At 36.5% G+C, this 16,020-nt stretch carries 10 protein-coding genes; 7 read left to right on the forward strand and 3 right to left on the reverse strand.

The features are described from left to right. Window positions 1–78: 78 nt before the first annotated feature. Window positions 79–2,370 carry a glycoside hydrolase family 3 N-terminal domain-containing protein gene (locus P0Y62_01890; protein ID WEK70307.1) on the reverse strand — a complete coding sequence of 764 codons (2,292 nt, stop codon included), beginning with the start codon at window positions 2,368–2,370 and terminating at the stop codon, window positions 79–81. An 11-nt stretch (window positions 2,371–2,381) separates the two neighbouring features. Next, complete coding sequence (locus P0Y62_01895; protein ID WEK70308.1) at window positions 2,382–4,640, reverse strand: TonB-dependent receptor; 2,259 nt, start codon at window positions 4,638–4,640, stop codon at window positions 2,382–2,384. Between the two features lie 414 nt (window positions 4,641–5,054). Between P0Y62_01895 and P0Y62_01900 the strand changes: the two genes are divergently transcribed. Further along, window positions 5,055–5,804 (forward strand): NUDIX domain-containing protein, encoded by a 750-nt coding sequence (locus P0Y62_01900; GenBank protein ID WEK70309.1) that lies wholly within the window; start codon window positions 5,055–5,057, stop codon window positions 5,802–5,804. A 252-nt stretch (window positions 5,805–6,056) separates the two neighbouring features. On the opposite strand, the gene P0Y62_01905 is transcribed toward P0Y62_01900, so the two are convergent. Beyond that, window positions 6,057–6,434, reverse strand: a complete 378-nt coding sequence (locus P0Y62_01905; protein WEK70310.1) for a helix-turn-helix domain-containing protein — start codon at window positions 6,432–6,434, stop codon at window positions 6,057–6,059. 91 nt (window positions 6,435–6,525) lie between these two features. Here P0Y62_01905 and P0Y62_01910 point away from each other — a divergent pair, with 91 nt between their 5' ends. From P0Y62_01910 to P0Y62_01935, 6 genes are all read left to right on the forward strand, one after another. Then, window positions 6,526–7,530 carry an alpha/beta hydrolase gene (locus P0Y62_01910; protein WEK70311.1) on the forward strand — a complete coding sequence of 335 codons (1,005 nt, stop codon included), beginning with the start codon at window positions 6,526–6,528 and terminating at the stop codon, window positions 7,528–7,530. 16 nt (window positions 7,531–7,546) lie between these two features. After that, a complete protein-coding gene (locus P0Y62_01915) occupies window positions 7,547–8,707 on the forward strand; it encodes an MFS transporter (GenBank protein WEK70312.1) in 1,161 nt (386 codons plus the stop codon). 672 nt (window positions 8,708–9,379) lie between these two features. Further along, window positions 9,380–10,096 (forward strand): NUDIX domain-containing protein, encoded by a 717-nt coding sequence (locus P0Y62_01920; GenBank protein WEK70313.1) that lies wholly within the window; start codon window positions 9,380–9,382, stop codon window positions 10,094–10,096. A 16-nt stretch (window positions 10,097–10,112) separates the two neighbouring features. After that, complete coding sequence (locus tag P0Y62_01925) at window positions 10,113–11,597, forward strand: FGGY family carbohydrate kinase (GenBank protein WEK70314.1); 1,485 nt, start codon at window positions 10,113–10,115, stop codon at window positions 11,595–11,597. A 107-nt stretch (window positions 11,598–11,704) separates the two neighbouring features. Beyond that, the gene (xylA, locus tag P0Y62_01930) at window positions 11,705–13,033 is read left to right on the forward strand and encodes a xylose isomerase (protein WEK70315.1); all 1,329 of its coding nucleotides are present in this window, start codon (window positions 11,705–11,707) and stop codon (window positions 13,031–13,033) included. A gap of 96 nt (window positions 13,034–13,129) precedes the next feature. Continuing rightward, window positions 13,130–16,009, forward strand: a complete 2,880-nt coding sequence (locus P0Y62_01935; protein WEK70316.1) for a SusC/RagA family TonB-linked outer membrane protein — start codon at window positions 13,130–13,132, stop codon at window positions 16,007–16,009. Window positions 16,010–16,020: the final 11 nt, after the last annotated feature.

A 16,020-nucleotide genomic window follows, 5' to 3' on the forward strand; every position in this document is an offset into this window, starting at 1 on the left:
TTGTGGTTTAAAAAATTAAACAGTTTTTAATTCAAAAATAAAATTCTGAGCCCGTAAGAACAGACTCAGAATCATCAATTATTTTTTATACTTCTCTGTTCTGGCATCTTTAATCACTCCAGACCAGTTCATTCCGTATCCGAAATCGTAGTTATGACCCTCGGAATCTTTATGCGTTTCCATATCATAAGGAACATCTTCTTTCTGTTTTTCAACGGTTGACATATTTGCAGGCATCTGAAGCGGAAGCAATCCTGAAGGTTCGTATTTTCCGGTTACGATATCAACAACCGCTTGATTGGATACATTAAAGTTCATCAGAATCGCATCAGCATGCTTTTCAAATTCGTTGAAAACCATTGGTTTTGAAGCGGTAACAGAAACAATCACAGGTTTTCCGTTCATTGCTTTATAGGTATTTTCAATCATTAGCAAATCTGTGAAATTGGTTGCTGTAGAAGTCTTGTTTTTGAATGTTCTGTCGTGTACATTAGGAGCAACAACTGGGTCGCCCGCAGCAATACTTTTTTCACGGGCTTCTGTCGCTGTGTAAGTCTGATATTGAAGAGAAATCGGGACATAACCGTTTCCGCCTTCTTTGGCATCGATATCGCTGTAACCGCCTTCTTCACTGTGCGGACTTTTTACAAAAACCAAAGCGAAATCTGCTTTTGCAGGATCTTCGGTTACATTATAATGTTTTTTGATTTTTTCGATATCCACAGGATAATCCAAAGACGGCGCAGTATAAACTCCCCACCAGCTGAACGTTGCAGGAGAATATCTCTTCGGAATGTAAACCGTTTTTCTTTCTTTGATAGGAAGGATATTCGCTTTGTTTTTCAACAATACGATAGACTTTACCTGAGCTTCGTAACCTGCTTTCATAAATTCAGGATTGCCAACGATTTTCTTGGTTTCTTCAACGTTAACGTATGGATTTTCAAACAATCCTGTTCTGAAGAAATTTCTCAGCAAACGAACGGCTGATTGTTCAAATTTGGCACGATACGCTTTTTCACCGTGTTCTTTTACACCCATTTGGTAGGCTTCCAAAACAGGGCCTTTATCGTTATTTCCTCCGAACTGGTCAACTCCTGCTTCAAGAACTTTGTAATGGCGTTCCGCGATCGATAATTTTTCAGCTCCCCAAGGTTTTCCGGCAAATCCGCCGGGAGATTTTGGTTCATCTGCAGTAATTAACCAATCGGTGCAAACTACGCCGTCATACTTGTATTTTCCACGAAGTAAATCAGTAATTAGATATTTGCTATACCCATTTCCAACATTCTCGCCATTTTTTGTATCCTGATTGAAACTGATGGTATAATAAGGCATTACTGCGGCAGCTTCTTTCGTTCCTCCATTGAGTTTGAAAGCCCCTTCCGTAAAAGGTTTTACGTGGTTTTGGAAATTATTTCCCGGATAAACTGCAAATTTCCCCATTGCCCAGTGACCGTCGCGGCCACCTTCTTCAGGTCCGCCTCCCGGCCAGTGCTTTACCATGGCGTTCACACTTTTGTTTCCCCAACCGTTTTTGTTTCCGATGGTGGTCTGAAAACCGTCAATGTAGCCTCTAGCCATATCTGCTGTCAGTTCCGGACTTTCTGAAAAAACGTAAGCTATTCTGTACCAACGAGGTTCTGTTCCCAAATCGATTTGAGGTGATAAAGCTGTAGAAATTCCCAATGCTCTGTATTCCTGAGCTGCAATGTTTCCGAATTTTTTAACTAATTCGGGATCGAAGGTTGCGCCCATTGCCAAACCATCCGGCCAAAGCGAGATCTGTCCACCCGCTCCTTCATTAAATTCGGCTGTTACTGTTGCAGAATGTCTCGGATCTGTACTGTTGTTGGCGGGAATTCCCAATCCTAAACCTTCGATATAAGCCTGAATATTGTTGCTCCATTGCGCTGCGATTTCGGGAGATTCTACCGTAGTTACTAAAACATGGCGAAGATTGTCTTCTTTTAAGAATTTCTTCTGCTGATCTGTTAAATCATAAGCTTTTGCACCGCTTTCTTTGTAAAATTTACCATTGTATTTTCCTGCTCTGAAACCGTCTGCAGGTGCCGGAACAGATTGGTGACCGCTATACAGCATCAAGCCTGCAATCTGCTCGATGGTCATTTTTGAAGCCAGATCTTTCGCTCTTTCGTCAACCGGAAGTCTCCAGTCTTCGTATTTATCAAGTTTTCCGTTTTTGTTTAGATCTTTGAATTTATTTCCGCCAATAGTCAGAATTTTCACCCCTGAATCTGCGGAATATCCTAAAACAGGACCTTTTGAATTCGTTACTGTCTGAATATTTTGAGCAAAGGCTGTTACTCCTAAAAATAACGCAGCAACATTTAAAACCGTTCTTTTCATTGTTTTACATTTTAGAAATTAAAGCTTACTGAGAATTGACCCGTTAATGGCATAATATACGTCCCTGTCAATAGTTTTCCGTAGTATGGACTTGCGTCTGTAATCAATTCGGCACCGTTGATGGTTCCGCTGGCTCCTCTTTGGTTCAGGAAGTTGATAACGGTCGCGCCAACATTGATATTTTTATTCACTGTATAACTCACGCCACCGAAAGTTTCCCATCTCGGAGCGAAATAAAGAGCGTTCGTTAAATTGGCATATTGTTTTGAAAAATATCTGAAACTTGCCCAGAATCTCCATTTGTCAATAGAATAGCTCGGATCGATTTCCATCAACACTTTAGCAACACCCAATACATTGTTGTTATTGTAATCATAGTCTTTTCCGAAAGCATTGAAATTAAATTTCTTATAAACAGGATTTTGGAACGTAATCAGATAATGCAAATTGAATCCTTTGAATGGTTTTAAAACAAAATCCGTTGTCCATCCCAAAGTTTGGATATCGTAATAAACCGTCGTAGTCTGCGCTTCAGAGCTATTAGCAGGATTGACCAGGTTGTATCTGTTGAGATTGTTGTTTTTCTTAAGATAAGTGGCCTGAGAAATCAACTGAATCCAGTTGGTGTTCCAGAAAACTCCGATTGCTCCCAATGGACTTTTAATTTTAGTAGTATTAGGTTCAAAAGCCTGGGAATAACTTTCTAATCTTCTGTTTTCTTCAGTGTAAAGGAAGTTGGCTAAAACTCCGAAGTTTTTAGTAATGTTGTACGTTGCATTCAAACTCCCTGCAATCTGGAAGAAATTTTGACTGATATGATTAAACTGACTTGGGTCTGTAAAGCTAAAACCAACTGTTCTTGGAGTCAGGGAGTATTCTCCGTCAATGATGTGATTTCTCAAATGTAATCCATAGCTTAAGTTAAAGTTGTCAGTCACTTTCCATTCATCTGTACCGTACACTGAGAGTTTGTTTTCTGTTCCGCTATGATACTCTCCACCAGCGTTATAGTTGTAGAATCCGTCAGCATCTGTATTCGGACCAATCAATCTCTGAGGCTGAGATTCAACAGTCTGGAAGAAAAAAGATCGGTTGGATGTGAATTTATCTACATGATAGTACTGTTCCAATACTCCAAATGTCACATTATGATTGGCGAGCTGTTTATTCAAAGAGAACCGACCGGCAATATTAGTAACGGGTGTCTCCGGCGTATACATTCCTAAAATAGTTCCTACTGGTCCAGTATAAGGCTGCCCGTTTGAAGCCAAAGTATATCCTGATGAAGCATTCGCATTAAAAATGCTTAAAGGAATCATATTGGCCATTTTCACTTTTGAAAAATGAGCTCTTGTAGAGAATTTGAAATTCCATCCGTTGTTTAGAAGGTAATTACCAAAAATATCAATGTTGTGCGATGTTGATCTGTTATCCTTACCACTCATGGATGCCCAATAAGATTCTCCCGTAAGAATATCTTTAATTTTCATTTGCCCGTCTCTTACTACGTAAGAATCTCTACCGATTTTAAAATTGTCGAGTTCGGTTACTTTTCCTTCGGCTCCGTATTGAAAAACGGCATAATTGGTTATGCTGTAAGAATCTGCATACTTGTATAATATTGAGATTTTACCTTTATCATTATTAAAATATTTGGTGACACCTGCTCTGAAAATCTTAGTTTCATCAGCATTTCTTGCAAAACCTAGTTTGTACGTACTTGGGTCAAAGTTAGCAAAAGCTCCCACTGTATAGGTCCAGCCGTTTTTGGAAATCGGTCCGGAAGCGTTGACATCTCCTTGCAGCCACCCAAAAGTACTTGTTGTAAGTTTTCCTTTCAGTTTAAAATCTTTGGTTCCTGTTTGAGCATAAGAGTTTACTGCAAAACCAAGATCTCCCATGGTATTGGCTAGTTGATCCATTTTCAGGAGTCCGGTTTTTTCCAAACCTACACTTTGTCTCCATGTTTTGTTTGGAAGTTCAGGCCAGAAAAAATAAACTACAGGAAGGTCATTCTCAAGGATTGTTATTCCTCCAACGGTTGATGGCAGACCAATATTCACGTCTCTTGGACTTGTATTGTTGGCTGCATTTAACATTACATTTCTGTTATTATCTTCTTTGGTGGTGACAGTTTTTACACCTTCTCCACCTTTTGTAGCGGTATTCACGGCATTTTTTACTGCCAGGCTATCAATCTGTTGTCCGAATGCCCCACTGAAGGAAAGCAGCAGTCCCAATGCGGAAATTTTCAGTTTTGGATTTTTCATAATTATCAATCAATCTATTATTAAAGTTTAATTTTTACAAGGAGATATAGAATTGCAGATATAGCATCTTAATAATTGATTTTTAGCATTATAAATAGCGGTTTCTATAAGAATTATATCTGGTATGGGTTTTGATATTTTCATATAAATATTGGTTGCTTCAATAGGAAGCAACCAATATTACATTCTTTTTTTGATACAGCCAAATGAATGTTAGGAAAATTTAATATTTGTTTATTTTATTGACTATTAGATTGTTAAATAACGGTCTTGTTGCGGATAGTATCAAAAAGCTTTAGAAATATTAAAAAATCGTAAACTGAATATTACCCAAAAATAGAATCTGGAGGCGCAAATTTTGGTTCTTCCTAAATATGAGCTTAAATTTGTTCAGTCAAACAATAGAAAATAAACATGAATCCCCATAAGCAGATCTTAGAGAAATCAGTTGAGTCCTATGAGCTATATTTACCACATATTTCTATCGATACAGTTATCTTCGGCTTTAGCGAAAATGAGCTTAAGGTACTTGCCATCAAGATGAAGTTTAATCAGCAGTGGTTTCTTCCAGGCGGTTATCTCAAAAAGAAGGAAAATATTGATGCTGCTGCGGTGAGAATTCTGTCTCAGCGTGCAGGGGTTTCCAATATATTTCTGGAGGAGTTTGCAGTATTCGGAAAGTATGGACGAAGCGAAGATTTTTTTGCGGATTATGAAGACAGTCTGTGGCACAAGCAGAGATTTGTTTCCATTGGGTATTATGCATTGGTGAATTATCATAATGTTTCTCCTGAAGCAGATGAAATGAGTGAGGAGTTTGACTGGTTGGATGTCAATAATCTTCAAAAATATGAGATTACAATGGATCATAAGGAAATTATCCAAAAAGCTCTTTTGACTCTTAGAGAAAGAATTACTTATAAGCCTATCGGATATAATTTGCTGCCGGAAAAATTTACGATGACAGAGCTTCAAAAGCTGTATGAAACAATATTGGGCAGAGAGCTTAACCGTGGTAATTTCTATAGAAAAATCAAAAATATGGGAATTCTGTTAAAATTAAATGAGCTGCGAACGGGGGGAGCTCATAAAGCACAGGAATTATATTCTTTTGATAAGGAAAATTACGAAAGGGCATTGCAGGATGGTGTAAATAGTTGGTAATTAAATGTTTATAAGGTAAATGAACAAGCGTTGAGATTTTTACCAATCAGCTTTATGGATTATTTGCTGATTGGTTTAATATTGATTACAGTAATTTTTATATAAACTAACCGAGACGTATTTAATTATATCATCAATTTTTCCTTTCTTTAATTAGGCTTTATGAAAAAAATCAAAGCCCTAAATGCCAAATGGACCGCTTATTCTGTCTAAAAAAAATAATGTTGAATTTTAGAATCCTGATAATAAAGATTAATTTTCAGTAAGGGCTTCCTCCTGAATTAAGCTTTTATGTTTATTTCCCCAATCACTTAATTGTTTCCAGATAGGGATCAATTCATTTGCAATTTCTGTCAACTCATAATCTACTCTCGGTGGGACTTCTGCATGTACAGTTCTTTTTACCAGACCTGCTTTTTCCAATTCGCGAAGTTGCAGGGTCAGCATTCTTTCTGTAATTCCTGTGATTCGGTTTCTGATTTCACTAAACCGTAGTTTTCCGTGTTCAAGTTTACATAAAATCAATAATTTCCATCTTCCTCCGATCTTACAAATGGCGTAGCTAAGATCACATTCTATAATATACTGTTCATTGATGCTATTCGTCGAATTTTCCTTTCTCTTTCCCATTACTTACAAATTTGTTCGTACCATACAATTAGCTGTGTACTGTGCAAATGTATGGCTTCTATTTAATTTTGCCTAAAATTTTGAATGGAATATGAAAAGACTTCTGGGCATACTGATGATAACGGGATTGGCTTCCTGCAGAATAATAAACAATAATAACAAAATGAATACAATTAATTTGACCCCTGAAATAAATAAAATAGTTGAAAACTTACAAAAGATTCATGTGTTTGATGGTCAAAATACATTAGATATGAGCCGGAAAGGATATGAAACGATGGCTGTTCAGCTTAGTGGAAAAAAAGAAATGATCAGAATGATTGAGGAATTTAATATTCATCAAGATACCCACAAAATTCCCGTGAGAATTTATAGACCTAATGGAATTGAAAATGAAAAATCAGCAGCTGTTATTTATCTTCACGGTGGCTGGTTTGTTTCTGGGAGTTTTGAAACTCATGATGCGATTGTTCGCCAATTGGCCAATGCTACAGGTGCTGCAATAGTCTTTGTTGATTATCGTTTGGCTCCTGAATATCCTTTTCCTGCTGGTTATGATGATGCTCGATCAGCTACTCAATGGATTCTTGATAATGCAGATCATTTACATTTAGATAAAAATAAAATCGGAATTATTGGGGACAGTGCAGGAGGAGCTCTAGCGGCAAGTGTATCCACGCAGCTTGGAGACCAATTAAAATTTCAGATACTGATTTATCCTGCAGCTGACAACGGGTTGAATACAAACTCGTGGAAAGATTATGAAAATGGTCCTATCATCAATAAAGAAGAAGGAATAAGAGCCTGGAATTGGTATCTGACCACTTCAGAGGACCGTCAAAACCCTCTGGCAATTCCTTTATTGATAAAAGATTTTAAAAACACACCACCAACGCTTGTTTTATTATCTGAACATGATCCTTTACGCGATGAAGGCCAGCAATTGGCAGAACATATGAAAGCTTCCGGAATTCAGGTCAAAACCGTTGTGTATAAAGAGATGGTTCATGGATTTTTGCATATGGGAGCCGTTTTAAAAGAAACCGGAGAAGCTGTTCAGGAAATTGCAACATTTACAAAAGAATCCCTAAAATAATTTTTAGAATTTTGATATGAAGAAATATGCATACATCGGTTTTTTAGGATTTCTTGCTATTATAACCACTGAATTCGGAGTCATTGGAATTTTACCTCAAATCGCCGAATATTATAAAATAAGTATTGATAAAGCAGGCTATTTACTAAGTGCTTTTGCTTTAATTATTGCTCTTACAGGGCCTTTTATGACCTTACTGACTTCTGGTTTTGACCGTAAGAAGATCATGCTGACTTCCATTGCTATATTTCTGCTCACAGGTTTGGTTTCCTCGTTTTCACCTCCATTTTGGGTTTTGATGTTGGTGAGGGTTTTACCCGCATTTTTACAGCCTGTTTATATCGCGACAGCTTTGTCCGTTGCCATTTCAAATGCTGACGATGAAAATAAAAATGAACTAATGAGTATCGTTTTCAGCGGAGTAACAGTTGCAATGGTAACAACAGTTCCCTTTGCTACATGGGTTTCAAGCTTGTGGTCATGGGAATATTCATTTATCATTCAGACAGCTGTAAGTTTCATTGCCTTAGTTGTGATTTATTTTATGCTTCCTTCAATGCCAGTAAAAAAGAAAAAATCATATGGTACCCAGTTGAAAATCCTCACTCAACCTTCATTTATTTTAAGTACGGCAACTAATTTTTTTATGATTACTGCCTGGTTTTCCACTTACAGTTATTTTGCAGATTATCTCAATAAAGCGAAAGAAATGAGTGAAACAATGGTAAGCTATATGCTCTTTGTTTTCGGGATTATCGGTGTTGTATCAACTTGGATTGCAGGAAAAATGCTTAATAAGAATATAACCAAAACAACAGCTTTTTTCCTTTCAGGAACTTTAGTGATCCCTGTTTTGTTGTACTTTTCAAATGGCAATTTATTATCAACTATTTTGGTCATCGGAATTTGGGGATTTATGTACTCACCAAGTTTTCTGAACGCATCAACCTACATGATTTCATCAGTTCCTGACTCTTTGGAATTTGCCAACAGCCTGGCTACTTCATTCGGGAATCTGGGAGTTACATTAGGAACCACTCTTGGTGGATGGATGATTATAAACAAAGGGGTAGAGTACAATCCATGGATTGGTTTTGTATTTGGTTCTTTGGCTTTTCTTATGATGGTGTTAAGGAGTTTTTATGAGAAAAAAGAACGGGCGATCGTTTGTCGTTAATAAGCACTGACATGAATACATCTGATTCTTATTAGTAAGTTTATAAATATAGCAATAGGAGATCAACTGAAAGTCTTCATCTCCATAAAGTAAAACTTAAAATTTCAATAAAAACCTTTAAAAATTTCAGTTTAAAAAGCATATTGAAATCACTAAAGGCAAAATTCATAGCCACTAAACTAATCCTTCTGTTTAATAGCAGTTAATACAGAAAAAATTTTCCTTTTCCATTGTGAAGGGGAAAATTTTTCTTAATAGATTTTTTTTCCAATTACATATTGAAATTCTGTTATTGGCAATTTTATAATGGCTTACATACAAAAATGGTAAAAAAAAACGTCAAAATTTAACGGTTTTTCTGTTTAAAAGTGTTTTTTTTACACTTGTTTGTATTTTTTTTTACATTTTTTTTTCGTAGTTCTTATCATAATATTTATTCGAAAAAATAGAATGATTTATCGTCGTTATTTTTATCATAAATACTTGTTAATTGATCTATTACAATACTCATAAGTGTAAATATAATGATAACCTTATCATATTTTATATGTGAATGTTTTCATAAAAAATCGATATGTAAACTGTTGATATTTAGGTGTTACTGTGGAAAATATTTTTTTTATTCAATTGAATTTTTATATTTGTCATGTTACATAAATGTTAACACGTCAGATGAACTCAAACTTTATTCATACATATGTATCGGTGGACTGCGTTGTTTTCGGATTTGATCACGAAAATCGACTGAATATTTTATTGGTTGAACGTCATCTTGATGAGAAAAGACAAATTAAACTTCCTGGAAGTCTTATTTTTAGTGATGAAGATGTGGATGATGCTGCACAAAGGGTTTTACATGAGCTTACTGGAATAAAGAAAATGATCCAGAAGCAATTCAAATGTTTTGCAGATCCTATGAGAGCAAATAATGAAAATGATATCAAATGGATGGGAATGGAATATAAGCATCATATTGACAGAATCATTACAGTAGCCTATCTTTCTCTTTGTAAAATAGACCATAAAATCAACAGTACAAAATACAGTACGGTAGATTGGTTTCCAATCGATGAAGTTCCTTCTTTACCATTTGATCACAATAAAATTATTAACGAATCTTTAGTGGAGGTAAGAAAATGGATAGAGCTGGACTTTTCTATTATTTTTGAGTTACTTCCCAAGAAGTTTACCATCAGGCAATTATATCAGCTATACAGCGCTTTGAGCGAAAAGTATATAGATATTAAAAATTTCCATAAAAAAATATCTTCTTTCAGTTACATTGTTCCATTGGATGAAATTGAAACCAATGTATCCCATCGTGCAGCAAGGTTTTATAAGTTTGATGCGAAGATTTACAAAAAAAACAATACTAAACTAATAAAATAATCTACTTCTTTACATTATGTATTTACTAGGCTATGATATCGGCAGCTCGTCTGTGAAGGTTTGTCTTATTGAGGCATCCAGCGGAAAAGTGATTGCGTCAGAATTTTCTCCTAAAAAAGAAATGAAAATCACTGCTGTTCATCCCGGTTGGGCAGAACAGAACCCCGTCGATTGGTGGACAAATCTAAAGCTTGCCCATGAAGCTGTAATGCACGAATCGGGGATACATGCCGAAGATATTAAAGGAATCGGGATTACCTGGCAAATGCATGGTTTAATTTTAGTAGATAAAGATCAAAACTTATTAAGACCTTCAATTATCTGGTGCGACAGCCGTGCCGTTCCTTATGGTGAAAAAGCCTTCAAAGAAATTGGAGAAGAAAAATGCCTGTCTCATTTATTGAATTCACCGGGGAATTTTACGGCTTCAAAATTAGCTTGGGTAAAAGATAACGAGCCTGAAATTTTTGAAAAAATTGATAAAATAATGCTTCCGGGAGATTATATTGCCATGAGACTTTCTGGAGAAATCGGAATGACGATTGAAGGGTTGTCAGAAGGGATTTTCTGGGATTTTAAAAATAATTGTATTTCGGAAGATGTTGTTAATTATTATGGAATTCCGAAAAGCTTTTTCCCTGAAATTGTCCCGACTTTCGGTATCCAGGCAACAGTTTCTGCAGCGGCAGCTCAGGAATTAGGTTTAAAAGAAGGAACCCCGATTTCTTACAGGGCTGGAGATCAGCCCAATAATGCACTGTCATTAAATGTTTTTAACCCTGGAGAAATTGCATCAACAGCAGGAACTTCAGGAGTAGTGTATGGTGTTTTGGATCAATTGGACTATGATAAATTATCAAGAGTAAATACTTTTGCACACGTAAATCATACGGAAGAGCTTACCAGACTGGGAGTTTTGCTTTGCATCAACGGAACAGGAATTTTAAATTCATGGCTGAAGCACAATTTTGCAACTTCATTATCTTCATACGGAGATATGAACGATTTAGCATCTCTTTCACCAGTAGGAGCCAAAGGTTTAAGCATTATTCCTTTTGGGAATGGAGCAGAAAGAGTACTTGAAAATAAAGAGACAAATTGTTCAATTCACGGAATTAATTTCAATATACATAGCAAAGGGGACATTTTACGTGCTGCACAAGAAGGTATTGTTTTCTCTTACGAATACGGAATGAATATCATGAGAAATATCGGAATGGATATTCAGGTCATTCGTGCAGGGAATGCCAATATGTTTTTAAGTTCAATTTTCAGAAAATCACTAGCCGGAGTGAGTAATGCTGTTATTGAACTATATGATACGGACGGAGCGGTAGGAGCTGCAAGGGCTGCAGGAATGGGTATCGGTTTTTATGCCGACTCCAAAGAAGCTTTTGCTTCTCTTGAAAGAATTGCTGTTATAGAACCACAATTAGAAAAACGAGAACAATACTTAGAAGCTTATTCAAGGTGGAGACAACATCTTAACGAAATAGTATAATCCCGAAACAAAGGAATTTCCATTGTACTTATTGATCTTTTGAGATCAGTGAGCAGGGTAATTTTACGCCAATTTTAAAATTAAATTAAAAATTAAATCAAATATATATGAACACTTTAACAGGTACAAAAGAGTTTTTTACAGGTATTGACAAAATTAAGTTTGAAGGAAAAGAAAGCAGAAATCCAATGGCTTTCAGATATTATGATGAGGAAAGAATAGTTATGGGAAAACCTATGAAAGACTGGACGCGTTTTGCGATGGCTTGGTGGCATACATTATGCGCCAACGGAAGTGATCCTTTCGGAGGACCTACGATTCACCATCCTTGGGATATCGGAAATGATGCTGTTACCAGAGCTATGCACAAAATGGATGCAGGTTTTGAATTTATGTCTAAAATGGGTTTCAATTACTATTGTTTCCATGATATCGATTTGGTAGATCCTGCTAACAACTGGAAAGAGTATGAAAAAAATCTTCAGGCGGTTGTAGACTATGCAAAACAAAAGCAGCAGGAAACAGGAATTAAGCTTTTATGGGGAACTGCAAACGTTTTCACTCACGAAAGATACATGAACGGAGCTTCTACCAACCCGAATTTTGATGTAGTGGCTTGTGCAGGTACTCAGGTTAAAAACTCTATCGATGCAACAATTGCTCTTGGTGGTGAAAACTATGTATTCTGGGGTGGTAGAGAAGGTTATATGAGCCTTTTAAACACAGATATGAAGCGTGAAAAAGATCATTTGGCACGTTTCCTTTCCATGTCGAGAGACTATGCTCGTCAGCAAGGTTTCAAAGGAACTTTCCTTATTGAACCAAAACCTATGGAACCTACCAAACACCAGTACGACTACGATTCGGAAACGGTGATCGGTTTCCTGAGACATTACGGATTAGATAAAGATTTTAAATTAAATATAGAAGTTAACCACGCGACACTTGCAGGTCATACTTTCGAACATGAACTTCAGGTAGCAGTAGACGCAGGGCTTTTAGGAAGCATCGACGCAAACAGGGGAGACTACCAGAATGGATGGGATACAGATCAGTTTCCGGTAGACTATTATGATATGGTTCAGGCTTGGTTGGTACTTTTACCAGCTGGAGGTTTAGGAAATGGAGGAGTTAATTTTGATGCTAAAATCAGAAGAAACTCTGTCGATCCTGAAGATTTGTTTATTTCTCACATTTCGGGAATGGATGTTTTTGCAAAAGGACTTTTAGCAGCAGCAGATATTCTTGAAAATTCAGATTATAAAAAATTAAGAACAGACCGTTACGCATCTTTCGACAATGGAAACGGAAAAGCTTTTGAAGAAGGAACGCTTACTTTAGAAGATCTTCAGAGAATAGCTCATGAAATCGGGGAACCACAGCCAAAAAGCGGAAAACAGGAATTGTTTGAAGCGATTGTGAACATGTATATCTAAATAAAAGTAAAAAGGCTGCTAAACACTAAGGATTTATAAAATCATAATTATTACCAGCCTTTTTATTTCAACCCTAATATTTAAAAAATAATAATTATGAACCGATTTTATTTTACTAAAACCAATAAGGCAGCTCTCTTTTTTGCTATGGCCTTATTACCTGCCGGCATGGCCTATGCTCAGGTTAAAAAAGATACGGTGGCTAAGGAGAAAAAGATAGAGGAAGTAGTTGTCATTGGTTATGGTACACAAAGAAAAGAAGCTGTAACGGGGTCTGTTGTAACTGTAAAAGGTGAGACCCTTAGAGAAGTTCCTACTGCAAATATAACTCAAGCTTTACAAAGTAGAAGTGCTGGGGTAGAAATTAATCAAACGTCCAGCAAGCCCGGGGCTACCATGAAAATAAGAATTAGAGGAACGAGATCATTGTCAGACTCGGCAAATGATCCGCTTATCGTATTGGATGGAATTCCTTTTGTAGGATCTTTGGGAGATATAAGTTCTAATGATATCAAGAGTGTAGATATCCTGAAAGATGCTTCTGCAACCGCTATTTATGGTTCCAGAGGAGCAAACGGGGTTATTTTGGTTACAACAAACAGAGGATCAAAAGGACAAAAACCTAGATTTACTTATAACTCTTTCACGGGGAGTCAAACCCTGTTTTCGAGGTATCCTATGATGAATGCTGCTCAATTGACTAAACTGAGACATGATGCCAATGATCTCATCAAAAATGGAGACAGTGAAAAAGACGGAGTTGATACCGATTGGCAAAAGCTCTATTATAAGCCGGCAATGATAACGAATCATGATTTTGGCGTTTCCGGAGGTACAGACGGAGGTAATTATAATGTAGGTTTGTCATACTTGAAGCAAGATGCTATAGTTCCTTTGCAAAGTTATGAACGTTTTGGTTTTCGACTAGGTTTGGATCAGCAGGTCGGAAAAATTTTTAAATTTGGTTTTACTACAAATTCAAATTATGTAAAATCTGAAGGTAATGGTATTGCTTCAGCTCCTACTTTGGGATATTCGCCTTTGGCCAGTCCTTATGATGAATTTGGTAATCCGAGAAGAACATTAACGATGTCATCAAATATGGATCAGGCGTGGGTTTATACAAGAAAAAGTCTGGATGCTCTGGGAGATAAATATGTAGATGAAACGAAAGCTTTCTCATCTTATAATAATATGTATGGTGAAGTTAAATTACCAGTAGATGGATTGAAATACCGTATAAATGTAGGATTGGATTTCAGAACTTCAAATAGTGGAAATTATACAGGGGTAGGTGTATTTAATACAAATCCTGCTGCTATTTCTTCTGCAGGTAAGGGTAATAACCAAACCTATCACTGGACTATAGAAAACTTATTGACTTATGATAAGACTTTTGGAAAACATAAGATAAATGCTGTTGCTTTATATTCTTCTGAACAAAATACTTATACAAGTAGTTATATGAGTGCTAAAAATGTACCTGCAGATTTTTTTCAATATTATAATCTAGGTCAATCTCCGCAAGCTGATATTACTGTGAGGCCCGAAGATCAATATTATGCCAGAACAGGATTGGTTTCCTATATGGGACGAGCAATGTACACATATGACAATAAGTATATGATTACAGCTACTCTTAGAAGGGACGGTGCTTCTGTGCTTGCAGAAGGACACAAATGGAATACTTATCCGGCAATCTCCGTGGGTTGGAATATTACTAATGAAAACTTTATGAAAACTTTCCAATTCGTTAATCTTTTAAAATTAAGATATGGTTGGGGAGAAACGTCAAATCAAGCTATCGCCCCCTATACGACTTTAGGAAGCTTAACTGTTAATCCATATAACTTTGGAGGAGCTTATTCTACAGGTGTTTCTATTAACACTGCACCAAACCCTTACTTAGGATGGGAATATTCCAAAACCCACAATGCAGGATTAGATTTTGGGTTTCTTAACAATAGAATCAACGGTACAGTAGAATATTACAGAACACATACCTACGGAATACTTCAAAATAAGAGTTTACCCTCAACTGCAGGGATTCCCGGCGGAGTGTTACAAAATGTAGGAAATATTGAAAATAAAGGATGGGAAGCTTCTCTTAATGCAATTATTATTGATAAACCTAATGGTTTCAGCTGGGATGCCGGAGTTAACTGGTATGCTAATAGAAACAAAATTTTATCACTTGCATCCGGTGCGGATAGAGATGAAAATAATTTATGGTTCGTTGGCCATAATGTAAATTCACTATATGATTATCAGTATGTAGGTTTATGGCAACAAGGAGATCCTTATTTGAGTATTCTTGAGCCTCAGGTTGGAGCTGCTCCGGGTATGATTAAAGTTCTATATACTGGGGGATATAATGCAGATGGAACTCCTGTGAGAGCTATAGGTCCAGCAGATAGACAAATTATAGATACCAATCCAGATTGGCAGGGAGGTTTCAATATGCGTTTTGCTTATAAAGGCTTTGAACTAAGTACGGTAGGTGCATTCCAAAAAGGAGGTGTTCTGATCAGTTCTATTTATGGTTCTGCGGGGTACTTGAATAGATTAACTGGTAGAGGAAATAACGTAGATGTAGATTACTATACAGATGACAATACGGATGCAAGATTTCCAAAACCTGGCGGATTGCTAAACGGTGATAACCCAAAGTATCTGTCAACTTTAGCTCTTTTTGATGGGTCATACGTGAAATTAAGAACCATCACATTAGGATATAACTTAAGTAAGGATTTTCTTAAAGATCTTAACATTAATAGCTTAAGAGTTTATTTTACAATTACGAATCCATGGATAATTTATTCTCCATACCACAAAATGTCTGGAATGGATCCCGAACCGAATTCTACAGGTGATCAAAATCAGGCTGTAAGCGGATACAAAAATCGTCAGTTGATTATAGGAACTAATAATCCTGCGACAAGAAACTTTATAATGGGAATTAATTTATCTTTCTAAATCACACATCA

The sequence above is a fragment of the Candidatus Chryseobacterium colombiense genome, assembly GCA_029203185.1.
GTDB classification, from domain to species: Bacteria; Bacteroidota; Bacteroidia; order Flavobacteriales; family Weeksellaceae; genus Chryseobacterium; species Chryseobacterium colombiense.

Excerpts from the sequence above, each read along its gene's own strand:
- P0Y62_01890 (WEK70307.1), bottom strand. The coding sequence starts at position 2,370 with ATGAAAAGAACGGTTTTAAATGTTGCTGCGTTATTTTTAGGAGTAACA.
- P0Y62_01895 (WEK70308.1), bottom strand. The coding sequence starts at position 4,640 with ATGAAAAATCCAAAACTGAAAATTTCCGCATTGGGACTGCTGCTTTCC.
- P0Y62_01900 (WEK70309.1), top strand. The coding sequence starts at position 5,055 with ATGAATCCCCATAAGCAGATCTTAGAGAAATCAGTTGAGTCCTATGAG.
- P0Y62_01905 (WEK70310.1), bottom strand. The coding sequence starts at position 6,434 with ATGGGAAAGAGAAAGGAAAATTCGACGAATAGCATCAATGAACAGTAT.
- P0Y62_01910 (WEK70311.1), top strand. The coding sequence starts at position 6,526 with ATGAAAAGACTTCTGGGCATACTGATGATAACGGGATTGGCTTCCTGC.
- P0Y62_01915 (WEK70312.1), top strand. The coding sequence starts at position 7,547 with ATGAAGAAATATGCATACATCGGTTTTTTAGGATTTCTTGCTATTATA.
- P0Y62_01920 (WEK70313.1), top strand. The coding sequence starts at position 9,380 with ATGAACTCAAACTTTATTCATACATATGTATCGGTGGACTGCGTTGTT.
- P0Y62_01925 (WEK70314.1), top strand. The coding sequence starts at position 10,113 with ATGTATTTACTAGGCTATGATATCGGCAGCTCGTCTGTGAAGGTTTGT.
- xylA (WEK70315.1), top strand. The coding sequence starts at position 11,705 with ATGAACACTTTAACAGGTACAAAAGAGTTTTTTACAGGTATTGACAAA.
- P0Y62_01935 (WEK70316.1), top strand. The coding sequence starts at position 13,130 with ATGAACCGATTTTATTTTACTAAAACCAATAAGGCAGCTCTCTTTTTT.